Source organism: Vibrio paucivorans (genome assembly GCF_054053395.1).
Window position 1 is genome coordinate 583,482 of sequence record NZ_CM133231.1, and the last position, 25,158, is coordinate 608,639.

Consider the following 25,158-nt stretch of genomic DNA (forward strand, 5'->3'; position numbering starts at 1 on the left):
TCCCCCGTCGGGTCGGCTGCTCTTTTAGGTTTAGCACAAAACGACCGCTTTTTATCCTCCCAGAGATCGCAACAAGGTTAGGCGGTTGCCTCTCTCGCGCTCGCTGCTGGCATAGAAATAATAAAGCGCGCCCCGGCAGCAGGCTCACTCTCGACGCTTATCGAGCCATTAAACTTTTTGGTACAGATGTTGTAGACCATATAAAGCCCCAGCCCAACACCGCCATTAGCGCGAAGCGTCGTAAAGAATGGTTGAAAGATTTGCTCAATGTGCTCACCGTTAATACCGCGCCCGTTGTCTTCAACAGTCAGTTGGATAAGTTCGCCTAACGACACGACAGACACGGTTATGTGCTTGTTGCCAGCGGGCTCACCGGAAAATGCATGCTTTACGCTATTGTTGACCAGCTCTTCTAGCGCACACCGCAATGACAGTGGTGGCACATGCGCCAGCACTTCTTTGTCGCAATCAATCGTGAATTCGACACCATTAGCAGTAAGTTTTTCGTTAAGGTGAATGTAGATGTCGTTGAGTATTTCATTTAACACCACGACTTTAGGCTCTTCCGGCGACATCTCTTGATCCACCGCTTTGAACTGACTTACCAAATCGGAAGAACGATATAGATTGTCGTTGATCATCTCTAAACATTGAGTCGACACGCTAAAAAACTCAGCCATATCTTCAACTGAGATCGTATGGTCATTAAAGCGCTCTTTTAACACTTGGGAACGCTCATGGAGTAAAGAGGCTGCCGTCACTGTGATGCCAAGTGGCGTATTTAGTTCGTGCGCCATACCAACCAACATGCCCGATAGCGCTGCCATTTTCTTGGTTTCCATGAGCTGAGTTTGGGTATGTTTGAATTTTTCTATCAGCTCCATCAACGAACTTTGATTACTTTCAAGCTGGAGCGTTTTACTGCTGATTTGATCTTCTACTTCATCCAGAATAGAACGTAAACTATCAACCATAGTCACCAGAGAATTGGCCAGTACGTCTTTATCACTGTGTGGCGTGATCTCTACTTCTCGTAAGTTGCCCTGACTAATATCGTGCAAGACTTCAATGTTCTTTTCTAATTCATCCAGTAGGTGGTTAAAAGAAGTCGCCACATCTCCAGCTTCCGTACCGATTTCGACGGGAACACGGCGGGTGTAGTCTCCTTGTGCGCTAATTTTCTCGATGGTTTTGACAGCTTCAAACCAACTCATGGTCACACCATGTTCACTGATGTTCAGGCCGACTTTCTCATCATTTTCCGTCACCCGGTGCAACCCTTTGCGCTTAAGCAATGTGAATATCAAAAACCCCGTCAGGCCTGCCCATGCAAGCACCAATAACACGCCAAGCAATTGAATCAACAGCATGTGGAATAATGGCTCCCCTGTCGTTCGGCTGGCCACAAAACCTGCATACATTGTCCCGAGCACACCACAGAAAAGATGCACGGGTACTGCGCCGACGGGATCGTCAATTTCCTTTTTAATTAACCACTTATCTCCTAGCAGTACGGTGAATGCCCCTAGTGCCCCTAACACCAGCACATCATATATCGACACCAAATGAACACTGGCTGTCACCGCGACCAAACCACCCAAAATGCTGTTCATGACATAAGTGATAGGAATGTGCTTCTTATTCAGCACCAACAGCAAAGCAACCACTCCGGCGGTGGCCCCTGCAAGCAAGGTATAGAGCAAAATTGAGGAAATGCTGGAGTTAAACTGATACAAGCTCCCGCCGTTAAATCCCATCCAAGCAAACAAGAGAAAGAACACGCCCAGCGTCACTAAGGTTAGGTTATAGGAAGGGAATGCCAACGCATTCTTACCCTGATGGAAACGCAGATACCTTGGGCCGATTATACAAGTGCCAATTAAGCCAATTATCCCACCAGTTACGTGGACAATGGTGCTACCCGCAAAGTCAGTAAAATGGTTTAACACAAACCATGAGTGCGGATTCCAACCATAGTAGGCAATCACAGGGTAAGACAGCGCACCGACAAAAAATGCGACAATTACATAGCCTTTAAAGCTCATTCGCTCGGCAACACATCCGGACACAATCGTCGCAGCGGTTGTCACAAACATAATATTGAACAGTAACACTGGCGCGCTATCTGGGTTAATTGGCCAATGCTCAAACGAAAAAAGGCTTTCACCTCCCGTGAGGTGAAAGCCCCAAAACACAAATACAAAACTGACGACGACAAAGTCAGCAAGATTCTTCATTGCGACATTAACGGAGTTTTTCGCGCGAATACTCCCTGTCTCAATGAGGGTAAAACCTGCTTGCATCAGGAACGCTAGCGCAGAACACAGCAGTAACCAAAGCAAGGTTATCGGATCCATTTCCGACATGAGTAACCCCTTCTGCATACCTTAACTTTGCGCCTTACTTAGTACTTAAACTGAGCCATTTCGTGGTTCAAGTCATTCGCTTGATCAGACAAGCCCTTAAGCACATCATCCACATCATTCACCTGAGATGACACTTCAGCTGACGCGTCTGCTATCGAAGTCACACTGCTACTTATGTCTTCTGTCACTGCACGCTGCTCTTCTGTAGCAGCGGCGATCTGTACATTCATTTCATTCAACTCAGTTAACATTGAGACAATTTGAGTCAACATTTCTGTGTTTTCTGAACAAGTCTCTACCCCTTTAATCACCGTTGCATTAGCGCTTTCAATGCCTTTCGCTACAGCATTAGTCTCGCTCTGCAAAGACTCAATTTTGGCGCGAATTTCTTCCGTCGACGACTGAGTTCTGCCCGCCAATGAACGCACTTCATCCGCTACCACAGCAAAGCCGCGACCTTGCTCGCCCGCCCTTGCTGCCTCAATCGCTGCGTTCAATGCCAGTAGATTAGTTTGCTCTGCGATTCCTTGAATCACATCCAGCACTTCACCAATCGAATTACTTTCTGCGTGAAGTCGTGTAATCGCATCAACAGCGGTACGCATTTCGTCGCTCAGTTGAGAGATCTCGTCACCTAAAGATTGCCCAACCGCTACGCCTTGCGTACCCGTGTCATTAGCATTTTTCACATAGTCTGCAGCTCGATTAGCAAATTGAGCCACTTCAGAAATAGACGCACTCATTTCGTTCACCGCAGTGGCTACCGACTCGGTACGATGATTTTGCTCACCTACCGCGCTGCGAGTACTGTCCATGTTACTGGCCATGGTCTGTGTATTTACATTCAATGTGTCCGTCGCGGTTGCAAACTGTTTTATCATGTTCTGTAAGTGCTCAAACAAAGCGTTTAACGATACTGCCAGTTCCGTCATCTCATCTTTGCCATGTTCTTCGAGCCTTGCTGTCAGGTCGTTATCTCGGCTAATGGCCTGAATTTTCTCTGAAGCTAAGCGAATCGGTTTGGAAATGCTGCCCCCAACAAAGTAAGACAGCACCACGGAGACAACTACAATAATGAGAATTGCGACGATAACACTGCTCATTACGGACTTATTGAGTGTCTGAACGTCCGCTAACGCCTCGGCTTCATCAATCTCGGTGAGGATTCCCCATTTCAGGCCGGCTGCATCAATTGGCGCATAAGCAGAAAATACCCTTACTCCTCGTTCGTCAGGCACGACACTGATACCACTTTGCCCACCAAGCGCCTGAGTGGCTGTTTGCGTAGCGACTTCCTGACGCCCAATAGCAGAGCCTTTACCTTTAATTTGGCCAATGATTTCTTGGCTCACTCCCGACGAGCTCAGCGCACTGAAATAGCCTTCAGGATCCTCAATTAGGAAGCGTGATTGGCTGCGTAACAATTTGTCTGGGCCAATTAAGTAAGTTTCTCCACTTGCCCCTAAACCTGCGTAGCTCCAATTACCACTGAATGTCATGATTTCATTGATTTCATCCACTGGCATTTGGAAGATCAGCACCCCTAACTTAGTAGAGCCATCATAAATAGGTGTCGCGATAAACGATGCTGCCGCTTCATAAGATGGATAATAAGGGGCGAAGTCTTCTAGATGAAACTGCTCGACCTGCATGCCAACCGCGGCACTAAAGGCTTTAGAAATCCCGCTACCCTGATAAGGGCCACTGTTTAAGTTAGTCGCGAAGTCGAGTTCTTTAAACACCGAATACACTACGTTGCCATCGTTGTCGACTAAGAAGATATCGTAGTAACCGAATGCCTCTAAAAAGTGTTTAATTGGTGGGTGATAGATCTCGTGAGCGTTATCATAGCTATTACCTAATGTATCAGCCTTAAGCTGGTGCTTATCTCCTAACCCATTTGGATTCACCCCGATATAACGGGCTTGCAAGGCAATTCCCGTGTCCGATATACGGCTTAACCGTTGCAGTTCGTTAGCAGATTGACCGTTGTTTGCGTCGCGATAGGTCGCGCCAAACTGGGACGAATAATAGTTTGTGAGTTTCTGCTTATCGTCTTGCGATACTTGGAAAGTAGGATACTGCGCAAACGCGTCTTTGAACGCCCGCATTGCCTGCTTGGTTGACACGTCATCAGCGAGCGTCTCTAACTGATAGTGAATCTGGTCGAAGTAGCGTTCGATTTCACTTTTCTTGATTTCTCTTACAGAGATGAGCTGACTAGACGCTCTTTGGTATAGCGCGTTTTCCGATAGGCCTGATGTTTTCCACCCAACAAACCCACCACTCACAACTACGCCAATGGCACATAAAACAGTACATGCAACAATGATTTTGGTAGCAATCTTCATAATATAACCCTTAGCCCACAAGCTAGTGCATTCCTTGCCAAAGGGGCAAAGCTAAACAAGTAAGCCAACTGGTTTATATGAAATTTGTCTTATTATTTTTTATGAGTGTAGGTGCAAATGGTGGTGTTTTCACACACCATACGGCTTCCATTTTAGGCACGAGCAATAAAATCGTCATAAATCCACAACTTATCGTTCATATTCATTATGTATTTTCCTCAACGCTTCAAAGCACTATTAAATAGAATAATCAGTAAGGGAAAATTTTGTCTTTCAACTACCGCATTTTACCTGTGACAGGGCTGTCACTCTTAGCTGCTGCATGTAGCCAAACCTCAAGCACACCAAGCGCTGCGACATCAGCACTCAATATCCAATGCCAAATGCCTCAAATTGCCGAGCAAGGCGAGTCCTCCATTAGTGGTTTGACTCTCGTTGGTCGTTCAATTGCAGACGCAGAGTTCGGAACCTCGGCTGCTGAAATCGTGAGTTACGATAGTTGTACCGATAAGCTATACGTAGTGAACGCCCAAGCTAAGCAAGTCGACATTCATTCAATGAACAGTGATTCGGTTCCAACCCGTATCGCAAACATTGATTTGCAGTCAGCTGCTGTGGCCTCTGGCGTTGAAATTGGCGCAGCGAATAGCGTCTCTACGCACGATGGACTTGTGGCGGTTGCAATTGAAAACAAAGACAAACAGCAAAACGGCATTATCGCTCTGTACCGTTCAGACACATTAGCGCTTATAACCACATTCCCTACTGGCGCATTGCCAGATATGGTAAGTTTTTCAAAAGATGGCCGTTACATTGCGACAGCTAACGAAGGCGAACCGTCTGGAGACTACAGCGTAGATCCAGAAGGCAGCATTACGCTGGTTGATCTGGCTGAAGGCATAGAGAATGCAAACGTTACACAAATCCGTTTCACTGAATTCAATCAGGGTGAGAAGCGCCATTCAGAGCTAGGCCAACAGGTACGCATCTCGGCTCCTAACGCTACCGTTGCACAAGATTTAGAGCCGGAATACTTAACTTTTGATGACAAAGGCAAGTTGTTTGTGGCGCTACAAGAAAACAACGCCATGGCGAAAATCGATGTCGAAACGGCTCAAATCGACGCTATTTACGGGTTTGGTGGAAAATCTTGGCAAAGCCACCAACTCGATGCATCTAACAAAGATAAGGTCACCGGTAACCTGGTTTCCTATCCAATGCTTGAGGGGCTATACATGCCAGACTCAATCGCTAATTACGAGGTTGATGGAGTAAGTTACATTGTCACCGCAAATGAAGGCGACGGTCGTGAGTACGGACTAAAGACGACTCAAAAGCAATGTGATGAGATGGGTTACGATTGGGACGGCGATGACTACAAAGAAAGCGAACAATATGACTCTGAAGTCGATTTCTGTATCACTTACACAGATGAGGTTCGAGGCAAGAAATTGAGCTTAGCGCAAGATCACCCACTCGCAGCCGCTTTGAAAGACAAAAAACAACTTGGCCGTCTGAAAGTGATCGCAAGCGAGACACCTATTGCGGCTGATAAACCTGTGCAAGCATTCGGCACTCGTTCTTTTTCTATCTGGCGTGAAGACGGCGAACTCATGTTTGATAGCGGCGATCAATTTGCACACATTGCACTACTGTCAGAGAAAGAAAACTTTAACAGCACCAATGACAACAACATCAGTGGCGACGATCGCAGTGATGATAAGGGCGTAGAACCTGAAGCCATTGAAGTCGCTCATATTAACGGCCGCCACTACGCGTTTATTGGTTTAGAGCGCCAGGGAGGTATTATGATTTACGACGTAACTAACCCTGTTGATGCTATGTTTATCCGCTATGTGAATAATCGTGATTACAGCCAGCCAGTTTGTACTAAAGTGGACGACGGCGATTGTGATAATGGCCAATACAACCCAAAAGCAGGCGATTTAGGGCCAGAATCCATCAAGTACTTCCAACGTAACGGACAGCACTTACTTGCCGTTGGCAATGAAGTGAGTGGTACAACTTCCGTTTACCGTATCGACTTGTAATATCTATAACGATTCTCGCTTGAGTCACTAGTGTTCTGACTAGATTAAGCCGAGATCGTTCTCCTCATAAATCGCCTCTGCTAGAGGCGATTTGCGTTTTCCAACCGAACTCGAAATTCCCTTGGTGTCATTCCACCCCAACGCTTAAAGCGAGTGCTGAAGTTAGCCGCATTCGGATATCCGACAATTTCTCCAATATGTTGAATCGACCAAACTGTTGAGCCCAGCAATCGAGCGGCGTATTCCATTCGCATGCGGGTGAGGTGCACCTTAGGGCTGTGACCATAGATTTGTTGGCATAACCGGTGGAAGTGAGGTTCAGAACAGGGCAGCATGCTCGCAAGCTGAGCCACCGTCCAGTCTTTATGTAACTGACGTTGCACTTGATAAAACACATGTCTCATCCGGCTGGTGTTACGCGATTCTTCCGTTTCCATTGGGGTATTGATCATCAGCTCAATCTGCTCCACCACTTTAATTGCCACCCCGCCTCCAAGGTCAATCGGTAGTGCGATAGAACGAAGCAGCGCTAGAATAGACGCATAGATCACTTCGGCAACAGGGGTAAGCGTATACTTGATATCACTATCACAGAAGTGTTCCCAATCATGCTCAGGAGAAAGAAAAATCCAAGCGATTTGCCAATCCTCTTCACTGATACCAAACCCATTCTCAACGCCAGCAGGAACAGTAATGAGAGACCCAGGTTCGAGATGAAACTTTTGACCGTGACTCTCTAGCCAGCCTTTACCTTTTACAGTGTAAAGCAGCATGTGTTTTTGTTGATGCTTACGAAACACTGAGAAATCGTCTCGACAGGTAGCAATACCGCACTGAACAATGCCTAACTCCTCTAGCCTCAACACGTGGCTATGGTCGATAAATTCATGTTTGGTTTTATCTGAAATGGTAAATCGTTCTTGCCTGTCGAGCATAATGATAGTTTTGCAAAGGTTTTTGATAAGTTTAAACAATACATAATCACCGTAACTATTTAAACTTCTTTGCATATGCTTTAAGGAGTTTTGCGATGCTAACCACCTACCGTTCCCTAGATAAACAATATTGGCGCAAACTCATCGATATTGGATTGCCAGTCTCGATGCAGGGAATGCTGTTCTCATTGTTGGGGGTGGTAGACATTTTTATGGTCAGCCAATTAGGCGAGTCTGCCACCGCAGCAGTCGGCGTAGGCAACCGCATCTTCTTCTTTAACCTGATCATGATTGTAGGGGCCAGTGGCGCAGTTAGTGTGCTAGCTTCACAATACTTTGGTGCAAATAACTTTGATGGCATTCGACGTACATTGGCACAAACTTGGGCGGTAGCTGTCGCGTTCAGTGTCCCTTTCATTTTGCTGTATACGTTCGCGCCAACGGCCGTTGTCTCTATCGTTGCTGATGACCCTGAATATGTCGCGTTTGCAACCGATTATTTGATGGTGACTGGTGTAAGCTTGCTGGCTACAGCATTGGTAGTGCCGCTTGAAAACGCCCTTCGGTCAGTAGGTGAAGCTAAACTCCCAACCACTGTCAGCCTTGTTGCGATAGTCGTTAACGCAGCATTAAACGCTCTCTTGATCTTCGGTTTATTTGGTTTCCCTGAACTTGGGGTAATCGGTGCCGCAATTGGTACGACTATCTCCCGAGCCGTCCATACCGTGGTGCTGTTTTATATGGCTAAGCGCCATTATGGGCATCTTTTCCCACAAGCACATAACTGGGCAGAAGCACGCACAGCCGAGCACCGTAAACGCTATATTAATGTCGCGAGACCCATGATCATTCACGACACTGCTTGGGCTGGCGGCATCTTGGTCTATAACATTATCGTGGGCCAGTTGGGTGTGGGTGCCCTTGCGATTATCTCGCTACTTGCTCCGATTGAGTCGGTACTCATTTCTGCCTTTCTTGGCTTCGCCGTGGCAGCCTCGATCATACTCGGCAATGAAATTGGCGCGAAGGAGTATCAGCGTGTTTCCGACACTTCTTGGTGGTACGTTCTCACCGCTTGTGCGTTAGCCTTAGTTCTCGCGCTAATTTGTTTGGCCGCTGAGCCGTTGATTCGAGAATTGCTGGTGCGTAGCCCAATCCAAGATGCAGATAGCGCCGTTAAAGTGTGCTTGGTAATGGCCTTTGGCATGGTGCTCAGAGTGTTTAATATGGTTGGCATTGGTGGCGTGCTAAAAAGCGGTGGCGACATCAATTACAGCATCTTTATCGATTTGTTCGGCCAATGGGCAATTGGTATTCCCCTCGCCTACTACACAGGTGTGGTGTTGGGCTGGCCACTGCATATTGTTATGGCCATCATACTGGCAGAAGAAGTGGTGAAAATATTACTCACTTCTCACCGAATTCAGTCGAAAAAGTGGATCAACAATCTGGTCGATGATGCCAATACTCAACCACAAACCAGCTCGTAGCCGTCACTCAATTACAGAACTCACACCAAGGGCCTTCGCTTACTTATCAAGTAACGAGGCCCTTTTTTTGATCTCATTAAGGAGCCTGATTGCGCTCAGCATTGATAAATACATCAATATATTATTCCTGTGTCTAGAATAATGGCTGTCCTATTGAGGTACTTCTAATGAGATTCCACTCCCTGCTCACTCTTTCACTTGCGAGTGCATGTATCGCAGTTCCCGCTGTTGCTGAGGAACGAGCCAAAAAAGGTATAGATATGAGCGATCCTACCGCAGTATATTCATCAGTTGGGACCAGTTTTACTTCGGAAGGGAATGTAGATTTAAGCGCAGGATTTGCTTGGGGTAAAAACCTTTTATCTATCGAGACGAAAAATGGTGCTGATGCAATCAACGCACGTTACGCTTGGATGACCGACGGCCGAGGTGTGTACGGTGAAGCCTACTTTAACCATGAAACCGATACTGTTTCTGGTAGCGTGGGTTATATTCATACATTTAAAGTGCACGAGAAAGTTAAACTCTACCCATTAGCGATGGTTGGTTTCAATGACAACGACATCACAGACACCATGCTGACAGGCACAATTGGTATGTATACACGTGTAGATATTGGCAGCGGTTTTCACCTAGGCTTAGACCCATTCTATACCGTGGGTGAAGGCGACTACGATTCGCACTCCGTCGACACATTCGTTGGCAAACAAGTCGACAACCACCGAGTTCGTGTTGGTATCAATTCTGCGGATGAAGAGCTGTACTTCAAATGGCAGATGGCGTTCTAAATTTTGATTTGATTGTGTCTATATAATGAAAAAGCTCACTGTGAAGTGAGCTTTTCGCGTTTTGACCGGCTTAGCGCTGATACTGTTTTAGTTTCATCGATTAAACTTAGTTTATGAGGACAACTTCTCTTCAAAGACACCTAACTCACGCCCTAGCCACACGGCACGTTCCGTGTGATCCAGTAAATGTTCGTCACTGACAGGATGAATCAGTACCGACATCCCATCTCTCGCTTCATCCAACCATTCAATGAAATTGCGGCTATTATCGGCAAAATGCAGCTCCATCATCGGCATTTTATGGGGGCCCACAAGCCTGTTGACGGGCTCGAACACCTGTAACACGTCGTTCCGTTCACTTTGAATTCGGTTTCTAAGCTGCTTGATAGAATCTAAGTTTTTTAATGCAAAATATATATGGGCATGAAACATTCATAAATACCAAAAATAGCAAAACAGCGCCCATGATAGCACTGTTCTTTTGAAATTGAGCGAAATCAAACAAACTTCGAATTCACTTTGAAGAACGGTTCCCTAGCAAACTCAGAGACCTATAATTGTGACAAAACTAAGATCACAGTTTTATTGGGATTTGTAATAAATATCTCGTATCAAGGCATAATCCAGCAGCTATACTCCTTTAGGGTTATTGATGTTGTAGCACATAATAACTACTTTCATGCCCGATAATAATAACCATAAATAATATGTGACCTTTGTTAGCGCAACAGCAACATTTACTTATATTCGCATCGTCAACATGTCGCTAGGAACAAACTATGAATCTATCCGACTTTTCATTCAAACATAAAATCATCTCTTTGGTCGCTTTGCCACTGCTCGCTTTTCTATGGCTAAGTGTGTCGTCTATTTCAACCAACATCTCGACCGTAAAAGAGATGTCTACACTCAACCAACTGACAAAACTCTCTGTGGTATACAGTGAGTTAGTGCATGAGATTCAAAAAGAACGCGGTATGACAGCGGGTTTTTTGGGTTCAAAAGGAACACAGTTTAAAGATGAACTCAGAAAGCAGCGCCAAGCAGCGGATTCAAAAAGACAGCAGCGCCTCGATTACTGGCAAGACAATCAGTTTGATTCCGAACAGATCAATCAGCTGAACAACCAAATCAACCAACACCTAAACCGCATTCAACAAATCCGCGGACAAGTAGACGCTCAAACCATCGCACTTGGTGATGCCCTAGCCTATTACACTCAGTTGAACAAAATGCTGCTGAGCGTATCAGGCATCATAACGCACATCAGTAACGACGCACACATCAGCGAAGAAGTGGTTGCGTACTATAACTTCCTACAAGGTAAAGAGCGCGCGGGAATCGAACGTGCTGTATTAAGTAACACCTTTGCTAAAGATGAGTTCGGTCCTGGCATGCTAGTGAGGTTTATCTCGCTGGTTACTCAGCAGGATACCTACTTTGCGAACTTCAAAGTCTTTGCTAACGACGATAATAATCAGTTTTTTGCCCAGCAGATGAAAGCACCTTCTGTAATTGCTGTGAATGAGCTGCGTGAACTTGCTGAATCCAAAACAAGTGGTTTCAATGTGGATCCTACTCACTGGTTCAGTCAAGCAACCGGGCGAATCGGCCAACTGAAAAAGACCGAAAACCACGTAGCAAATAACTTAATCGCGTTAACAGATCAACGATTCCAATCCGCGCAGACAGCCTTAATCACCAATGTTTCATTCGGTATCGTTATCCTGCTAGTGGTATGCGTCGTCAGTGCAATGACGATCCGCGATTTGTCTACACGTGTAAAGGATCTCACCTCTGTGATGTCCAAAGTACGCGACGACAACGACTTAACCGCACGTACCCAATACGCGGGTAAGAGTGAGTTAGGCATCATTGCAATCTCGCTCAACTCCACACTCGAAAAGTTCTCAGGTGTGATTGATAATCTATCGAATTCGAGTATGACCCTTGCTTCCGCCGCAGAAGAAACCTCGCAAACTTGCCAATACAACTCTGAGTCTATGGTAGAACAGCAAGATCAAATTGGCTTGATTGCGACTGCGATTGAAGAGCTTTCCACAACCGTTAATGAAGTGGCAACCAAAACTCAAGAAACAGCGGAATCTGCGAAACTGGCCGATGACCAAGCGCAGAGTGGTGTGACAACAGTGCGTAGTTCATATCAGTCGATTGAAAGCCTAGCCACAGAAATCGATAGCCTCGCACAGAAAATTACTCACCTACATGAGAGCAGCAATAACATTAACAGCGTAATTGATGTGATTAAGTCGGTGGCAGAACAGACTAACTTGCTAGCACTAAACGCAGCGATTGAAGCCGCTCGAGCAGGCGAACAAGGACGAGGCTTTGCCGTCGTTGCCGATGAAGTTAGAACGCTGGCTCAGCGCACTCAGAACTCGACCATGGAAATCGAGGGCTTTATCAATTCACTTCAATCCGATGTCGAATCTGCATTCAATGTCATCGACAATAGCCAGAAGAAAGCGTCTGCCGCAGTGGAAGACTCTCGCTCAGTGGAAGAAGCGCTATCTGGAATTTCAGAATCTATCAGCCACATTTTCGGTATGACTGAACAAATCGCTACGGCAACAGAAGAGCAAGCCGTGGTTACTCAAGACATCGCACAAAACGTCATGAGTGTTGAAGAAAAGTCGACAGAGTCTACAACAGGAGCAAGCCAAATTGCAGCCACGGCCAGCGAGCAAGCTCAATTGGCAACCTCACTGAAAAACCTAGCGAACACTTTCAGAATTTAGCAACGCTCCCCTACCTATAAATAGTTAAGGTCTAATACTTGTACAAAGTGTTAGGCCTATATTTTTGACAGAAACATCAGTTAAACCTAACCATTTTTGGATGCAGAGCCTATTTGAAGCACAAAAAAAGCAAAAAGATCTAAATCCCTCTCATTCCCAACGCTCATACGTGTGATGTAAACCGCAAATAAAATGCAACGTTCAACATTATTTTTCAAAAAATCCAAACAACTATAAGAAAATCATAAGAAGCAAAAGCTTTCACTTAGCTTATTTATTGGTGTTATTAATTACAAATTTAATAATATTCATTTTACATAAGTATTATCAAATTTGATAATATTCATTTACATAACTATTATCAAATTTGCACTATTAACAACTTTGTAAGTCTGCACTTTTGCTTGCTCGAGGCTCTAAAATGATTAAAAAGATCATATCTATGTTCATATTGATGTCTGCGATAGTCATCTCTATAGTCGGTGCTGGTACATATCATTACCTGTCACAATGGAAAGAAGGAAACATTAAAAGAGCAGATAATGTTGTTGTTGAATCCGTGACTGTTTCCTATGAAAACATGCGTGACCAACTGGTCGAGACAACGACAGGCATATCTGCATCTATATTGTTCAACCCGAACAAGTCTTTCGATGAAAACGACGTAAAAACGAGTATTCAAAAGATTTTAAACAGCGATAGTGCTTATATAGAAGTTTTCTTCTCAGACTTATCAGGGAGAGTTTTCGCCGCAGAGAGTAACGGTGGCGGCTGGATACCCGACTTTAATGCGAAGACGATGAACAGAGAGTGGTACACTGAAGTAGTCATAAATGGTAAGCAATCCCACATTACTAGGCCTTATATTTCCCATACCGGTGATTTGACAGCTACCGTGAGCGTTCCTTTGATTTCAAACTCTAAAACGTCTGGTGTTCTCGGTATTGATGTAAATCTATCAGAGCTCATGCCCGATTTGGGCGTTAACTTTGTCATCACAGACCCTTCGGGTAAGGTGATGTTAGTAGGTGGTGTTCCTGAAAGTTGGGTAGATAAAAACATTTATGATGTTCGACCAAGTTACAAAGGATCTACACTTGAACCCACTTTATATCAAACGCCAAGCGGTCGATGGTTTAGTGTATCTCGTCATATTCTAGAAGATGGAAATGAACTCTACGCTGTATCGAGCCAAAGTGAATCGGTTGACACTGGTAACACATTTATATTGTCAACAATCCTAGTCCTTCTTGGAATGGGCGTCTTAGGGGTACTGATTACCTATATCGCCCTAAAAAGAGAGCTCAAACACCTACCTACCCTTGTGGAGTCTATTTCATCAATGGGTAACGGGCGATTTACTGAATGGTCGTTCCCGAAAGCCAACAATGAACTTGATATCATTTCTGATTCTTTACAATCTCTGCAAGGTTCAGTTTCCAAGGTAATGACAAGCGCCGATAACATCATGGCTGAGCTTGCCCATGCCCAACAGCAGATTTCGAACTCAATCAGAATGAACGCGGACAATGCGCAGAAAGAGTTTGGCGAGATTGAACAAGTGGCCTCCGCATCAACCGAACTTTCCGCTACCGCAGCAGAAGTCGCCAGCAACGCGGAGCGAGCAGAAACGTCAACAACATCAACAATGGCGTCGATTGAACAAAGCAGTATCACACTAGAGCAGTCACAAGCAATTTCTGGCCAGATTATGCTCTCCATGGATGAGTCTGCAAAAATCGTAAATGTACTACGCACCTATTCCGACAACATTAGTTCTGTCGTTGAGGTGATTAACGGCCTATCGGAACAAACCAACTTGCTGGCATTAAACGCTGCGATCGAAGCGGCTCGCGCGGGAGAGCAAGGCCGAGGATTTGCAGTGGTAGCAGATGAGGTTCGAGCACTCGCAGAGAAGACACAAAAGTCGACAGTCTCAATTCAAGAAATCATCACCCAGTTACAAGAGCAGTCAAAGCTTGCCGATGAAATCATGGTCCAGAACAGTAATCTTGTGAGTGAATCTCAGGAATTGAGTGAACAAATTGCGGTGGTGTTTAACAGTATCAAGCAAGAGATCAGCGATATTACCGACATCAACTCTATGGTAGCAACAACATCGGAAGAGCAATCTCGAGTGACTATCGATTGTTCAGAAAGATTAGAGGAAATCAATAACCTCGTTGCACATAGCTTGGAGAACACCAACGAGACGCTTTCTATCAATGAGGGCATATCTACCGCTACCGAAAAGCTAAAACATGAACTGAGCTTCTTTAAAACCAAATAAGCCGCTTATAGAAAAGTACCGCTAGGCATTCTAGCGGTACTGCAAAATAGCCCGATTTAGATTCTTCATAAAATTAGGGTGATGCTCCAAGTACTCCTTGGATACATAAATCCCAAACTCTTTCGCTTCTTGAAGCACTATCTGATAGCGGTCTGGCTCTTCAATTTCACTTAACAACACCACCTCTGCGACCATAATCGCATCCACTTCCTTGTTGTTCAGCTTTTGTACTAGCTTTCTGATATCGTTCGCTGGCGGTGCAACGTTATAGCCCTCTCGCATCAACCAATAATGAGTATTAGTGTTAAGCAAACTGGTCACCGAGCCTGTCGCACGAAATGATGGAGAACTGGGCTGAAACCCTTTGCTGTCTTGCCTTCGCACTACCCATACCCAACGGTTGGTCATTACAGATTCAGAAAAGACGGCGTAGCGGTCGCGTTCATCATTTTGCGAAGCCATAAACATGCCATCGGAGCGGCCAAGCTTCAGCTCAGAGAGAGCCCGACCATGATTAGACCCCACTTCAAGCGTATAATTGACCTCAATGGCTTCAAGTATTGGCAACACTTTGTCAATACCAATTCCGACGATATCACCGTTCGAGTCAACGGTAGTGTATGGGGGGAAATCCGGAAGGAAAAAATGCATTTCATGATCGGCAAAGCTTCTGGGGCTCAGACAAGTCATAAATAGCAATGTAATTAAGCATAACAGCTTTCTGGTCATATTAATGTTGAAGGTTGCCGTTCCAAATACAATAAGTATAGGAACCATTTAGACTTTAGCAGAATAACTACCCTTTAGTGGTAGCTTAACTCCACTATTTCGCAATCTCCCACTTTGACTAGTGGCAGCACAAAAATAATTGAAATTAACACTTTACCTCAAGTTAACTTTAGGTATTAGAGTATCTCCAGACCTAGAGAATGAAGGCTCTACTTTCGTCATTAATACAAATACTTAAAGGACTAATTATGAAAAGCTACGTAGAACACGCCAACATGGGTGTTATTAACCCAGAAAAAACCATCCGCTTTTTGACTTCTGCATTGCCTGAGTGGTCTGTTCGAGGCGGCGGCAGATACACCAATGATGCAGGCAAAGAGATCGAGTGGTGCCACATCGGGGACGAGAGCTCATACATCGCACTTTCATCCACAGGCAAAGGCGACGCGGAAGACTGGACAGCAGAGTTTACCGGTGTGAAGCACATAGGTATCGTTGTGCCAAACTTATCGGAGCTTGAGGAGCGCCTTAGTCAGGCGGGATACGAAGTTGATCACCGTGGCAACCCCCACCCACATCGCAAAAATGCCTATTACATAGAAGATCACAACATCCAATTCGAGTTTATTGAATACCTTTCGACAGCACCCGAATTAAAGAACGACTATCTACTATAGATGGGATTTATCCCCTCAGCGGCACTGACACGGTGTCGCTGTTCCCGCTTTAATCTGCGCTTTAAAATTCTTAATCGATTGCTTTCTGACTTCATCTAAATCTTTTCGGCGCACCACCACATTCATGTTACTTTTTGGTTTTGTCGAGCATGCAAACGCTTCTGTACCATCTACTTCAACGAGACAAGCCTTGCAACATCCCTGTTTGCGCTGATTCTTCAAACATGGTGCCGGAATATTCACTTTTGCATGGCGCGCCGACTCCACTAAATTAGAGTCTTCAGGTCTTAGCAATACCGGTTTACCATCCACGTTTAACACTGACGGTTTGAAACTGAACATAACGTAACTCGCTTAAACAGGGAGATTTCCCCAAACAGTGCAGAGTGTAACTCTGAGCCACGCTAACGAACATGCATTGAGATCAACAACTCGCTTTATTTATCGCACGTCGCCTAATTAACACCCACCTGATCTTAATCATAATTTAACGTACCTAGTGCGAATATACTGACGTGATACTGGGAAAACCACTTCATTATAAAACACTAATTACAAGAACGATTATGAACAGCAATGCCGGACTCACTCTCACCATCGAGATGATCAATGACGCTATCTACAAGGTAGAAAACGCTAATAAGGTACAGCTCAAAGGGCTGAGAGAATTTCTTTCACACAACCAAACTAAAGCGATCGCTACATTTACAGCTATCGCTGCTGCCGACTCGTTAGACGAACGATACCACCATATCTCGAGCAAGTTTCCTCAGTTTATGGACCACGCTCATCATCTCATCGAGACGTCCATTCTACTTGGGTAGTAGGCTTGGCGTAGTGTTACGCAATCGAATAATATCCCAAGGCATTTCATAATCGAGAGATTCTCCTGGAACCTTTCCTTCCGCCTCTATATACAAAATCTTCGTGCGTTCGAATACCGCTGTGGCTTCTTTATCGAGCTCTACCCATGGAGCAACCACCAAGGTAATTTTATCGATTTCAATCGATATTTTTTTTAGTGCATGAGTGCTATACGAGCGAAAAAGCTCAATCGAAATCTGCGATGCCATTATTGCCTCTCCTTGATTCTTCTCTACTTCACCAACATCAACTTAGCGAATAGCGTTACGCCCCTTCCTCCACCATGGCTATGATTTTATGGGCCTTTTCAAAATGGTCTAACTGGTGAGTCTGAATCCACCATGTCGCGGCTTCCATCAACAATTCTGGATCATCGTTCTTATTGGCAAAGAAAGCATAAAACGACACGCCGACGTTATCGCCCTTTTGCTCGACTTTCTTGTTGCAGATCTGCAGTATTTTTCCCGTAACGACTCTCGCACGACTTCAATTCCCTATGATTGGTTATTGAATAACGCTACACATACGCTCAAACATGCGCAAGCGTAGTGACAAGCTCACATCACAGTCCGACACCTTTTTATCGCTTTATCTCTTGGCCTACATGGGTATAATCCACCGCTCGCTCTCCTACTCACCCACAATCAGAGAACTTAGCATGTCGAAAATGTTTTTTAAGGGCCGAATCGAAACACGCCAGAACCACGTAATGTCGGGCTATAACGTTAACCGAGATGTAAAGCCAGGCTCTGAAGAAGCGCCATTAGCAATCCAAGTAGCGACTGAAGAAAGAAAAGTAGAGATTGAGCAAACGTTACAAGCTCACAGCCTGTTTGCCAATATCGTCGTTGACGCAAGTGCAGAAGAAAATATCATCGAACTTGAAACCGTATTAAATAGACCTAAAACCACGGTTTTCGAAAAGACACCTAACCGCAACGACCCATGTAGTTGCGGAAGCGGTAAGAAATTTAAGAAGTGCTGCGGATAAGTTAACGCTATGGGCTCACCGAAATTACGGTGAGCTCAAGTCACTCTATTAGCACTCTTGTTGGCTCATCAGCGTATAGTCATTTAGTGACTTCTTCGTAAAAGAGAAGGTTACATCTTTGCACACAGACTGTACATCAGAGTAAAAGTGCACTCGCCCCTCAGCAAAGACAGTGTCCCCCTCACTGGCCGTAACTTCAGCTCTTCGATGGCTAATACCATGACCACTATTTAGGTCATTCAACGCTTCCATTAAGTTAAGCCACCCTTCTTTATGGGCAATTTGAAACAGCATTCCGGTTGCTTCGATTTGATTTTGCTGTGGCTGATGGTAGAGCTTGTCGTATGCAACGTAGCCCGATACGAGAAGAGCCAGAGAGGTAACAGCGAGTATTTTCATGACATTCGTGCCTTGAGCATCTTGTAAGAAGCTCGCATCATATCTTTGGCTTTACACACACAATAGTGACATTTTGTAAGCGTGTTTTACATAGAATAACCAATCACTAGCCCTACGAAATACACTCAATAAGGTATTGATTAATATGCATTTATTTTATCTTAACACCCTCATCCCATTCGTAAGCAAAGCCTAAAATATTGTAACAATCCGTGAGCTTTGGAAAAGAGATGACGGCTAAAGCACTTCCGACGAATCCACAGCATTGAACCACCGGCTCTCACAAGAAAACTTTATAGCTTCTTGCGAAAACATATCGAGCGGTCTACCCCAACATAACGTCCATAGGGCTCGCACTCGCAATATTACTTACGTAGATAAAAGGCTATGGCTCTTGTGTTTACTCTTCTCGTAGACAAAATGGCTTCTTGGTATCCTTTCTTTTTAGCTATTCGCTCTAGTTCAGCAGAAGATAGCCACCAGCTCCTACCTGTTTTGAATACATTCTTTTTAACTCACAGATTTGCTCCGATACCAGACGAAACACACCGCAAGCAACGGGATGGCTTGAGCTGTAGACAACAATCGCAGCATCAGAATTAGAGTCGAACGCATCTTGATTAAATGAGCTATTACCAGAATCATTAGTGAGCACACTGAGCACTCCACTCAGCTCATAGGTTAGCTGTTGAAAGTCACTATCATTAATATCGACAATCCGATGGCAAAAATCGTGCATATATTTATAACGCCCCTTTAAGCCCTATCATTCAGCAGAGTTTTTCATTTCGAGTAGATCCCATTTATTACCATACAAATCCTCGAATACCACAACTATCCCGTACTCCTCTTCACGAGGCTGCTCATTGAACGTAATACCTTTCGCTTTCATTCGCTCATAATCACGCCAGAAATCGTTAGTTTGAAGAAATAGGAACACTCGCCCTCCTGTTTGGTTTCCAACCGCTTCCAATTGCTGGGGATTGCTTGCCTGAGCCAAGAGCAAGTTCGTTCCATTGGAGTTGGGTGGTGACACTTGCACCCAGCGCTTTCCGCTACCTAAATCAGTATCTTCAACCAAAGTAAATTCGAGTTTGTTCGTGTAAAAATCGATCGCGTCATCGTAGTTCTCAACCACTAGTGCAATATTACCGATTTGCTGTTGTATAGAATTGGGCATCAAGGTTTCTCAAGTCGTAAAACATTCATTCTATATCAGTCTCGGCGCAGAGATACGCCTATCTGCCAATTGGTATCAATAACCTTTCTATGCACCGTTTTGTAAGCAGGCATTTCGCGTTACTAACAAGGTAGACGGTAATAAACAGCTAGCCTTTTAACGCTGTCACACAAAGTCATTCAATGCATAAAATGTCAGTCTATATACTGCGAAAGCTATTGCTATCAACAATGCAATTTGGAACCACTACATTTATGCTCAACCAACCTGAATGGATAAGCATGCGAATTCATACTAAAATTGAACCACACTTACTTGATTGAGAGAGGAATACCACATGGATAAACTGCTTTCATCCGCATTAGAAATTAGACAACGTACTCAAATAACAACGCTGTTTGCAAGTAAGGGCTACAAGATTGCAATGACCGATTTTGATGAAGTGGTATTCGAAAAGGCGGGAGTACAAGTCAACGTGCACTTTGACCGTGCATCTAATGCGCAGTCCATTTCTGTCTTAGATGGTATAGCCAAACATAGCTTCAAATAACAGCAAGACATTAGATCACGGGCAAGCCCAACTAGGCTTGCCCGTGATTTTCTCAATAACTTGTTGCCATTGCTGGCTATTTGCAGAACGTATCAATATACAAGGCTTCAACTTTATCGCGAGCCCACTGAGTGCGGCGTAAAAACTTCAGCGACGACTTTATTGATGGGTTGTTGTAGAAGCAATTAATCTGAATTTCCGCATCCAAGCCTTCCCAACCATAGTGTTCTTGCAAACGAACTAAGATCTTCTCGAGTGTTAATCCGTGTAATGGGTTGTTAGGTTGTTCTTGGCTCATTCTTTATCCTGCATCTAAATGTATTCAGTTTGGGCGGCAGTGTAACAGATTCACCGCAGTAGAGGGCTCTTAATTGTGAAGCCATCACATTGCACCTAGATAAAAGGTCACCGAATATGAAAAGACAGTGACCCATTTTTATTAATTAACTAGGTTTCTCTAGGGATGCCCTCTGGAAAAGTAGAAAAGCTTACTTAGCCACCCCATGCTCATTAGCAAACTTCAAAAGCTGTGGAACATCTCCTTTCACTAGTATCGGCATCGATTGTTCTACGAGTTCAATGTCCCAGTCCCACCAAGCTAATTTTTTAAGCGTAGCTTGCTGCTCTTCATCGAAACGAAATTTGACTACTTTTGCAGGGTTGCCCACTGCGATACTGTACGGAGGAATGTCACCCGATACCACCGACTTAGCGCCAATGATCGCACCATCACCAATAGTGACACCTGGCATGATAGTCACGTCATAACCCACCCAAACGTCATTGCCAATGACCGTATCTTGGTAAGATTTGAATGGGTATTCCGATAATGGCAAGGCTTCTGACCAACGGTCACCAAACACGGCAAATGGAAATGTAGTCACACCAGAGGTCACGTGATTGGCATCAGGCATGATGATCTGAATCCCGTTGGCCAATGCACAAAATTTACCAATATGTAATGCGTTGCCCGATATCCCGAAGTTATACAGCACGTTCTTGGTTAAGAACTGAGTGGGATCTTCGAAGTCACTGTAATAGCTGTATTCTCCGACATGAACGTTAGTCACCTCACTCTTGTCGACTAAAGGCTTTAAGAAAACAGTGTTGGTAAAATCTTTTATAGGGAAAATGTTATTCGCATTCATTTAACGCCACTCACTCTGCTTCCAGATTTAGCTGCCACGACACACCAAACTGGTCGGTGAACCAAACGAATTTATCGCTAAATCCATAGTTGTCGAGTGGCATCATCACATTGCCGTGGGCAGACAAAATGTTGTATACCTCGACTAGGGTAGACTCTTCCGAGAAAGTAACGAATATCGACATCGCCGGAGTAAAGGTAAACTCATGCTTCACAGGACTATCAATAACGATATAGTCATTACCGTTAAGCGTGATATGAGCTTGCTCTATTGTCCCATCGGAATAATGTTTGATGCTTTTCACGTCGGAGTTAGGAATTGCGGACGTATACAAGTCAATTGCCTTTTGCGCTAACCCTTCGAACATCAAGTGAGCCTTAATATTTATCGACACAGTCTGTTTTCTCCGTAATGTCTACTTGTCGCGATAATAGCAAGCTTCGCCACAACCAATGTAAAAACTAAGTCAGAGGCATTCCCACTCCGATTCAAGCACCGCCAACACAACCGTGTCCCACCATCTTCCTTTGAAAAAGCGATGCTCTTTAAATCGTGCTTCTTGCCTCATACCCAAAGCTCGGCATAGCTTTATCGCCGCTAGGTTGTCAGCTATCGTTTCGGCATAGATCCGGTGCACTCCTAACTTACGAAAGCCAAAGTTTGCCAACTCAGAGGCGGCTTCTATGCTAAGTCCAGAACCTTGTGCTGTCCTTGCGAAAGCGCACCCCATAGAAGCCTGTCCATTTTGCTCTAGCCGTAAACAAACTGTGCCAATAAATTGCCCACTAACCTTGCTTTCTACAGCAAGTTGGTAAGAAGTACGTGGTTTTTCTATGGCCTGAGAAACAAACAATTTGGTGAGCTCTCGGTATTTAGTTGGCGCACAGTCATTCTCGTCATAAAAGCGCTGGTACTTGGCATCCTGAGACATAGCGACAAATACCTCTTCATCACTTGGCGTCATGTCGCGCAATATTAATCGACTAGTTTCCAGCTTGAACACACGGACTCCTCGCTGTATCAACACTTTTTATCGACATAGTGATGAGATCGTTACTATCGTACAAACAGGCGTTAGAAGCTGTCATACCCAGTTTTTTGAGCAGATTCAAGGAGGCTTGGTTGTCTGTCACCGCAACACCATATACCTCATCCACCAGCTTATTTTCGAACACATAATCTAACGTAGCTTTAGCCGCTTCATAAGCATAACCATGTCCCTGATACTTAGGAAGAAGGCCATATCTGATATCGCAGAGGCTTACCTGTTCGAGTATCTCTACCCCTGCATATCCGATTTTTATTTCCGGCTGGTCTGCCAGCGACACAATAAATGTTCCAAAGCCATTCTCAGCCCAATGCGAAACTTTTTTAGGTACGTAGTCTTCGATGTATTTGAGGCTAAAGGGCTCACCTCCAGGTAGATAGCGAGTCGTCTCTGCACAAGTCAACAGCTCAACATAAATATCAAGGTCATCGGCAGTAACAGGAGTAAGAAGCAACCTTTCTGTTCGAGTCATTAAAAATGTCCTTTCTAGGGAGTTGTTTAAATGCAAAAAATCAGTGCCTTTAGCCTGCTCTAGCACCATTAGGAATTTCATTCTCTGGGCACGCTAAGCAAGGCTGTAGTTTGTCTTCATAACCGATGTCAAACAGCATTCCCTGTGAGATTTCACCCGCCATTTTCCTTTCAGGTAGATTGACAACAAACAGTGCTTGCTTACCTTCGATCTCATTTGGATTTTCCCGTTCCTGCTTAATCCCAGCCAGAATAGAGCGAGTATGGTCCCCAAAGTTTACCGTCAGCTTCATTAATTTGTCGGATTTCGCCACTTCACTCACCGCGACAATAGTCCCTACACGGATATCAACCTTAGCAAATTCATCGAAGGTGATTTGCTCTTTAATCGGTGCACACTTCATATATTACTCCCCAATCCATTGATAATAATTAATTTTTTCAGGTAACCGTTGATACCACGCATGCCATTGTGCCGTAGTTAACCTGAACGGTTCAAACACATTACGGCGACACTGAGACTTAGGTGAGATCTGCTCCCTGATTAGACTGCTGACAGGTTTTGACACAGGCACTCTATATAGTGCTTGTACACTTTACGTTCATTAGAGAAGGAACATGTTCAAAATTGATTCGATTGTACTTTACGTTACTGAAGTTAAAGCCAGTTCAGCTTTTTATGCACAGCTCTTTGATTGCACCGCAGAAATGCTCTCACCAAGTTTTGCCGTGATTGAATTTGCCTCTAATGTGAAAGTTACACTCAAGCAGATTGATTCACTGACACCAACCAGTGTCGTCACGGGAGGAGGCACCGAGCTTTCAATACCAGTGGAAAGCAAAGCCGTGCTAGAAAAGATTTATCGCTCTTGGCTGCTAAAAGGTATCAAGTTCGCTCAGCTTCCAGAGGAATCTGTATTTGGGTTCAACTTCGTTGCACTAGATCCGGATGGCCACCGTATCCGAGTGTTCGCAGGTTAGTGGAAATAGAAAATGCCAAGTGTGACTCATGTTCATCACGCTTGGCATTGTCTAAGACATCACAGAAAGCACCTGAACGCTCTATTTCTCATGCGATGCTTCGCATTCAGCTGTTAGTCCTTCATCAATAACAGTAATACCCGTTAATAGGATCCTTACTAGCTTATCGCCATATTCCCAGCCATTGCCAACAAAATGGCTGCAAAGATTTTCTTGATCATCGGTACTGGTAAAGATTGGGTCGCTTTCGCTCCCATAGGTGCAGTAAACCAAGACGTGCTCACGATACCAATGAGTGCAGGCAAATATACAAAGCCTGCGAAACCATCTTCTAATGCAAAGTGACTGCTGCCTGAAGTGATGTATCCAATAGAGCCAAACAGGGCGATAACTATTCCACAGGCCGACGCGCAGCCAATGGCTTTTTTCATATCAATAGAGAAAAACGTAAGCAATGGGACTAGCAATGCACCGCCACCGATTCCAATCATCGCCGATAACCCGCCGGTGATGGTGGTAAGTATTGTAAGTAGCCCTTTGTTAGGCATGTTGCGCTCTTTTGGTGAGTCATTTTTGCTACCTATCATCATCTTCAACGCGATGAGCACCACACTTACAGCAAAAACAATGCGTATGATGTGCTCTGGTAACAATGCAGCCAGAAAGCCGCTAACCAACGCCCCCAGCGCGACTCCTGTCATTATCCAAGGCGCAAGTTCCCAAGGAACATTGCCATTTTTATGGTGAGCAATTGCCGATGAAGTCGACGTGAATAAGATTGAAGCCAATGAAGTTGCAATTGCAGAAACCACAACTTGATCGGAGGGCAGAACATCAAAATGAAGCAAAATGATGCTAAGGATAGGAACAATAACTAGCCCACCACCGATACCTAACAGCCCTGCTAGAAACCCAACGCCACTGCCTAGCATCGCGCAGTATGCAATTAAAACTAGTAATTCACTCACTCATTTCACCTTAGGTTTTTAAGGGCTAATCAGCCCAATTAAATAATCAACTTCAAATCGGTTAATTAATATAACTGTTTAAATGAGAATGAAACATGAATATTCCTCATGTTGATTGTGAA

Annotated in this window: 27 protein-coding genes and 1 pseudogene; 10 read left to right on the forward strand and 18 right to left on the reverse strand. The window is 44.6% G+C overall.

The window, feature by feature from the left end; all coding sequences use genetic code 11:
• Nucleotides 1-77: 77 nt before the first annotated feature.
• Both ACXABW_RS17805 and ACXABW_RS17810 read right to left on the reverse strand, forming a co-directional pair.
• Nucleotides 78-2,366 (reverse strand): ATP-binding protein, encoded by a 2,289-nt coding sequence (locus ACXABW_RS17805; RefSeq protein ID WP_457526648.1) that lies wholly within the window; start codon nucleotides 2,364-2,366, stop codon nucleotides 78-80.
• 38 nt (nucleotides 2,367-2,404) lie between these two features.
• Nucleotides 2,405-4,717 (reverse strand): methyl-accepting chemotaxis protein, encoded by a 2,313-nt coding sequence (locus ACXABW_RS17810; protein ID WP_457526650.1) that lies wholly within the window; start codon nucleotides 4,715-4,717, stop codon nucleotides 2,405-2,407.
• A gap of 266 nt (nucleotides 4,718-4,983) precedes the next feature.
• Between ACXABW_RS17810 and ACXABW_RS17815 the strand changes: the two genes are divergently transcribed.
• Nucleotides 4,984-6,768, forward strand: coding sequence for a choice-of-anchor I family protein (locus tag ACXABW_RS17815; protein WP_457526652.1), 1,785 nt, complete (start codon nucleotides 4,984-4,986; stop codon nucleotides 6,766-6,768).
• Between the two features lie 80 nt (nucleotides 6,769-6,848).
• Here ACXABW_RS17815 and ACXABW_RS17820 read toward each other — a convergent pair whose 3' ends face one another.
• On the reverse strand, nucleotides 6,849-7,703 hold the full coding sequence (locus tag ACXABW_RS17820; RefSeq protein ID WP_265688293.1) for an AraC family transcriptional regulator: 855 nt from the start codon (nucleotides 7,701-7,703) through the stop codon (nucleotides 6,849-6,851).
• A gap of 95 nt (nucleotides 7,704-7,798) precedes the next feature.
• Here ACXABW_RS17820 and ACXABW_RS17825 point away from each other — a divergent pair, with 95 nt between their 5' ends.
• Nucleotides 7,799-9,193 (forward strand): MATE family efflux transporter, encoded by a 1,395-nt coding sequence (locus tag ACXABW_RS17825; protein ID WP_457526654.1) that lies wholly within the window; start codon nucleotides 7,799-7,801, stop codon nucleotides 9,191-9,193.
• A gap of 167 nt (nucleotides 9,194-9,360) precedes the next feature.
• Nucleotides 9,361-9,981 (forward strand): hypothetical protein, encoded by a 621-nt coding sequence (locus tag ACXABW_RS17830; protein ID WP_457526656.1) that lies wholly within the window; start codon nucleotides 9,361-9,363, stop codon nucleotides 9,979-9,981.
• Between the two features lie 111 nt (nucleotides 9,982-10,092).
• Here ACXABW_RS17830 and ACXABW_RS17835 read toward each other — a convergent pair whose 3' ends face one another.
• Nucleotides 10,093-10,413: a DOPA 4,5-dioxygenase family protein gene (locus ACXABW_RS17835; protein ID WP_457526657.1), complete on the reverse strand. Its 321-nt coding sequence runs from the start codon at nucleotides 10,411-10,413 to the stop codon at nucleotides 10,093-10,095.
• A 347-nt stretch (nucleotides 10,414-10,760) separates the two neighbouring features.
• Here ACXABW_RS17835 and ACXABW_RS17840 point away from each other — a divergent pair, with 347 nt between their 5' ends.
• On the forward strand, nucleotides 10,761-12,740 hold the full coding sequence (locus ACXABW_RS17840) for a methyl-accepting chemotaxis protein (protein ID WP_457526659.1): 1,980 nt from the start codon (nucleotides 10,761-10,763) through the stop codon (nucleotides 12,738-12,740).
• A 442-nt stretch (nucleotides 12,741-13,182) separates the two neighbouring features.
• The gene (locus tag ACXABW_RS17845) at nucleotides 13,183-15,030 is read left to right on the forward strand and encodes a methyl-accepting chemotaxis protein (RefSeq protein ID WP_457526661.1); all 1,848 of its coding nucleotides are present in this window, start codon (nucleotides 13,183-13,185) and stop codon (nucleotides 15,028-15,030) included.
• A 30-nt stretch (nucleotides 15,031-15,060) separates the two neighbouring features.
• Here the strand turns inward: ACXABW_RS17845 and ACXABW_RS17850 are convergent, their stop codons facing one another.
• Nucleotides 15,061-15,681, reverse strand: a complete 621-nt coding sequence (locus tag ACXABW_RS17850) for a substrate-binding periplasmic protein (protein ID WP_457526663.1) — start codon at nucleotides 15,679-15,681, stop codon at nucleotides 15,061-15,063.
• A gap of 326 nt (nucleotides 15,682-16,007) precedes the next feature.
• Between ACXABW_RS17850 and ACXABW_RS17855 the strand changes: the two genes are divergently transcribed.
• Nucleotides 16,008-16,436, forward strand: a complete 429-nt coding sequence (locus ACXABW_RS17855; RefSeq protein ID WP_457526665.1) for a VOC family protein — start codon at nucleotides 16,008-16,010, stop codon at nucleotides 16,434-16,436.
• Nucleotides 16,437-16,451: 15 nt separating this feature from the next.
• Here the strand turns inward: ACXABW_RS17855 and ACXABW_RS17860 are convergent, their stop codons facing one another.
• Nucleotides 16,452-16,778: a 2Fe-2S iron-sulfur cluster-binding protein gene (locus tag ACXABW_RS17860; protein ID WP_457526667.1), complete on the reverse strand. Its 327-nt coding sequence runs from the start codon at nucleotides 16,776-16,778 to the stop codon at nucleotides 16,452-16,454.
• Between the two features lie 224 nt (nucleotides 16,779-17,002).
• Between ACXABW_RS17860 and ACXABW_RS17865 the strand changes: the two genes are divergently transcribed.
• A complete protein-coding gene (locus ACXABW_RS17865) occupies nucleotides 17,003-17,260 on the forward strand; it encodes a hypothetical protein (RefSeq protein ID WP_457526669.1) in 258 nt (85 codons plus the stop codon).
• Here the strand turns inward: ACXABW_RS17865 and ACXABW_RS17870 are convergent.
• Both ACXABW_RS17870 and ACXABW_RS17875 read right to left on the reverse strand, forming a co-directional pair.
• Entirely contained in the window at nucleotides 17,249-17,509 is a 261-nt protein-coding gene (locus ACXABW_RS17870; protein ID WP_457526671.1) for a hypothetical protein, read from the reverse strand. The genes ACXABW_RS17865 and ACXABW_RS17870 overlap by 12 nt on opposite strands.
• A gap of 55 nt (nucleotides 17,510-17,564) precedes the next feature.
• Nucleotides 17,565-17,782 (reverse strand): annotated as a pseudogene (locus ACXABW_RS17875) (DUF6500 family protein).
• 176 nt (nucleotides 17,783-17,958) lie between these two features.
• On the opposite strand from ACXABW_RS17875, the gene ACXABW_RS17880 reads away from it, so the two are divergent.
• Nucleotides 17,959-18,291, forward strand: a complete 333-nt coding sequence (locus tag ACXABW_RS17880; protein WP_252031218.1) for a PBPRA1643 family SWIM/SEC-C metal-binding motif protein — start codon at nucleotides 17,959-17,961, stop codon at nucleotides 18,289-18,291.
• Between the two features lie 48 nt (nucleotides 18,292-18,339).
• Here the strand turns inward: ACXABW_RS17880 and ACXABW_RS17885 are convergent, their stop codons facing one another.
• The 3 genes from ACXABW_RS17885 to ACXABW_RS17895 form a co-directional block, all read right to left on the reverse strand.
• Entirely contained in the window at nucleotides 18,340-18,690 is a 351-nt protein-coding gene (locus ACXABW_RS17885) for a hypothetical protein (protein WP_265689231.1), read from the reverse strand.
• 457 nt (nucleotides 18,691-19,147) lie between these two features.
• On the reverse strand, nucleotides 19,148-19,429 hold the full coding sequence (locus ACXABW_RS17890) for a hypothetical protein (RefSeq protein WP_457526674.1): 282 nt from the start codon (nucleotides 19,427-19,429) through the stop codon (nucleotides 19,148-19,150).
• A 27-nt stretch (nucleotides 19,430-19,456) separates the two neighbouring features.
• Nucleotides 19,457-19,870, reverse strand: a complete 414-nt coding sequence (locus ACXABW_RS17895; protein ID WP_457526676.1) for a VOC family protein — start codon at nucleotides 19,868-19,870, stop codon at nucleotides 19,457-19,459.
• 337 nt (nucleotides 19,871-20,207) lie between these two features.
• Between ACXABW_RS17895 and ACXABW_RS17900 the strand changes: the two genes are divergently transcribed.
• Nucleotides 20,208-20,420, forward strand: coding sequence for a hypothetical protein (locus ACXABW_RS17900; RefSeq protein ID WP_457526678.1), 213 nt, complete (start codon nucleotides 20,208-20,210; stop codon nucleotides 20,418-20,420).
• Nucleotides 20,421-20,496: 76 nt separating this feature from the next.
• Here the strand turns inward: ACXABW_RS17900 and ACXABW_RS17905 are convergent, their stop codons facing one another.
• From ACXABW_RS17905 to ACXABW_RS17930, 6 genes are all read right to left on the reverse strand, one after another.
• Nucleotides 20,497-20,718 (reverse strand): VF530 family protein, encoded by a 222-nt coding sequence (locus tag ACXABW_RS17905; protein WP_005472135.1) that lies wholly within the window; start codon nucleotides 20,716-20,718, stop codon nucleotides 20,497-20,499.
• Nucleotides 20,719-20,908: 190 nt separating this feature from the next.
• Nucleotides 20,909-21,568 carry a CatB-related O-acetyltransferase gene (locus ACXABW_RS17910; protein WP_457526680.1) on the reverse strand — a complete coding sequence of 220 codons (660 nt, stop codon included), beginning with the start codon at nucleotides 21,566-21,568 and terminating at the stop codon, nucleotides 20,909-20,911.
• A 10-nt stretch (nucleotides 21,569-21,578) separates the two neighbouring features.
• A complete protein-coding gene (locus ACXABW_RS17915) occupies nucleotides 21,579-21,962 on the reverse strand; it encodes a VOC family protein (RefSeq protein WP_457526682.1) in 384 nt (127 codons plus the stop codon).
• 72 nt (nucleotides 21,963-22,034) lie between these two features.
• On the reverse strand, nucleotides 22,035-22,571 hold the full coding sequence (locus ACXABW_RS17920; protein ID WP_457526684.1) for a GNAT family N-acetyltransferase: 537 nt from the start codon (nucleotides 22,569-22,571) through the stop codon (nucleotides 22,035-22,037).
• On the reverse strand, nucleotides 22,552-23,088 hold the full coding sequence (locus ACXABW_RS17925; protein ID WP_457526686.1) for a GNAT family N-acetyltransferase: 537 nt from the start codon (nucleotides 23,086-23,088) through the stop codon (nucleotides 22,552-22,554). The genes ACXABW_RS17920 and ACXABW_RS17925 overlap by 20 nt, the downstream gene beginning before the upstream one ends.
• A 49-nt stretch (nucleotides 23,089-23,137) precedes the next feature.
• Entirely contained in the window at nucleotides 23,138-23,491 is a 354-nt protein-coding gene (locus ACXABW_RS17930) for a tRNA-binding protein (protein ID WP_252034104.1), read from the reverse strand.
• A 214-nt stretch (nucleotides 23,492-23,705) separates the two neighbouring features.
• On the opposite strand from ACXABW_RS17930, the gene ACXABW_RS17935 reads away from it, so the two are divergent.
• Nucleotides 23,706-24,068 (forward strand): VOC family protein, encoded by a 363-nt coding sequence (locus ACXABW_RS17935; RefSeq protein WP_252031244.1) that lies wholly within the window; start codon nucleotides 23,706-23,708, stop codon nucleotides 24,066-24,068.
• Between the two features lie 158 nt (nucleotides 24,069-24,226).
• On the opposite strand, the gene ACXABW_RS17940 is transcribed toward ACXABW_RS17935, so the two are convergent.
• Nucleotides 24,227-25,036, reverse strand: a complete 810-nt coding sequence (locus ACXABW_RS17940) for a sulfite exporter TauE/SafE family protein (RefSeq protein WP_457526688.1) — start codon at nucleotides 25,034-25,036, stop codon at nucleotides 24,227-24,229.
• Nucleotides 25,037-25,158 lie beyond the last annotated feature (122 nt).

Excerpts from the sequence above, each read along its gene's own strand:
- ACXABW_RS17845 (WP_457526661.1), top strand. The coding sequence starts at position 13,183 with ATGTTCATATTGATGTCTGCGATAGTCATCTCTATAGTCGGTGCTGGT.
- ACXABW_RS17805 (WP_457526648.1), bottom strand. The coding sequence starts at position 2,366 with ATGTCGGAAATGGATCCGATAACCTTGCTTTGGTTACTGCTGTGTTCT.
- ACXABW_RS17885 (WP_265689231.1), bottom strand. The coding sequence starts at position 18,690 with ATGAAAATACTCGCTGTTACCTCTCTGGCTCTTCTCGTATCGGGCTAC.
- ACXABW_RS17890 (WP_457526674.1), bottom strand. The coding sequence starts at position 19,429 with ATGCACGATTTTTGCCATCGGATTGTCGATATTAATGATAGTGACTTT.
- ACXABW_RS17855 (WP_457526665.1), top strand. The coding sequence starts at position 16,008 with ATGAAAAGCTACGTAGAACACGCCAACATGGGTGTTATTAACCCAGAA.
- ACXABW_RS17905 (WP_005472135.1), bottom strand. The coding sequence starts at position 20,718 with ATGAGCCAAGAACAACCTAACAACCCATTACACGGATTAACACTCGAG.
- ACXABW_RS17830 (WP_457526656.1), top strand. The coding sequence starts at position 9,361 with ATGAGATTCCACTCCCTGCTCACTCTTTCACTTGCGAGTGCATGTATC.
- ACXABW_RS17825 (WP_457526654.1), top strand. The coding sequence starts at position 7,799 with ATGCTAACCACCTACCGTTCCCTAGATAAACAATATTGGCGCAAACTC.
- ACXABW_RS17910 (WP_457526680.1), bottom strand. The coding sequence starts at position 21,568 with ATGAATGCGAATAACATTTTCCCTATAAAAGATTTTACCAACACTGTT.
- ACXABW_RS17895 (WP_457526676.1), bottom strand. The coding sequence starts at position 19,870 with ATGCCCAATTCTATACAACAGCAAATCGGTAATATTGCACTAGTGGTT.
- ACXABW_RS17850 (WP_457526663.1), bottom strand. The coding sequence starts at position 15,681 with ATGCATTTTTTCCTTCCGGATTTCCCCCCATACACTACCGTTGACTCG.
- ACXABW_RS17900 (WP_457526678.1), top strand. The coding sequence starts at position 20,208 with ATGGATAAACTGCTTTCATCCGCATTAGAAATTAGACAACGTACTCAA.
- ACXABW_RS17860 (WP_457526667.1), bottom strand. The coding sequence starts at position 16,778 with ATGTTCAGTTTCAAACCGTCAGTGTTAAACGTGGATGGTAAACCGGTA.
- ACXABW_RS17820 (WP_265688293.1), bottom strand. The coding sequence starts at position 7,703 with ATGCTCGACAGGCAAGAACGATTTACCATTTCAGATAAAACCAAACAT.
- ACXABW_RS17840 (WP_457526659.1), top strand. The coding sequence starts at position 10,761 with ATGAATCTATCCGACTTTTCATTCAAACATAAAATCATCTCTTTGGTC.
- ACXABW_RS17880 (WP_252031218.1), top strand. The coding sequence starts at position 17,959 with ATGTCGAAAATGTTTTTTAAGGGCCGAATCGAAACACGCCAGAACCAC.
- ACXABW_RS17925 (WP_457526686.1), bottom strand. The coding sequence starts at position 23,088 with ATGACTCGAACAGAAAGGTTGCTTCTTACTCCTGTTACTGCCGATGAC.
- ACXABW_RS17865 (WP_457526669.1), top strand. The coding sequence starts at position 17,003 with ATGAACAGCAATGCCGGACTCACTCTCACCATCGAGATGATCAATGAC.
- ACXABW_RS17935 (WP_252031244.1), top strand. The coding sequence starts at position 23,706 with ATGTTCAAAATTGATTCGATTGTACTTTACGTTACTGAAGTTAAAGCC.
- ACXABW_RS17835 (WP_457526657.1), bottom strand. The coding sequence starts at position 10,413 with ATGTTTCATGCCCATATATATTTTGCATTAAAAAACTTAGATTCTATC.
- ACXABW_RS17870 (WP_457526671.1), bottom strand. The coding sequence starts at position 17,509 with ATGGCATCGCAGATTTCGATTGAGCTTTTTCGCTCGTATAGCACTCAT.
- ACXABW_RS17930 (WP_252034104.1), bottom strand. The coding sequence starts at position 23,491 with ATGAAGTGTGCACCGATTAAAGAGCAAATCACCTTCGATGAATTTGCT.
- ACXABW_RS17810 (WP_457526650.1), bottom strand. The coding sequence starts at position 4,717 with ATGAAGATTGCTACCAAAATCATTGTTGCATGTACTGTTTTATGTGCC.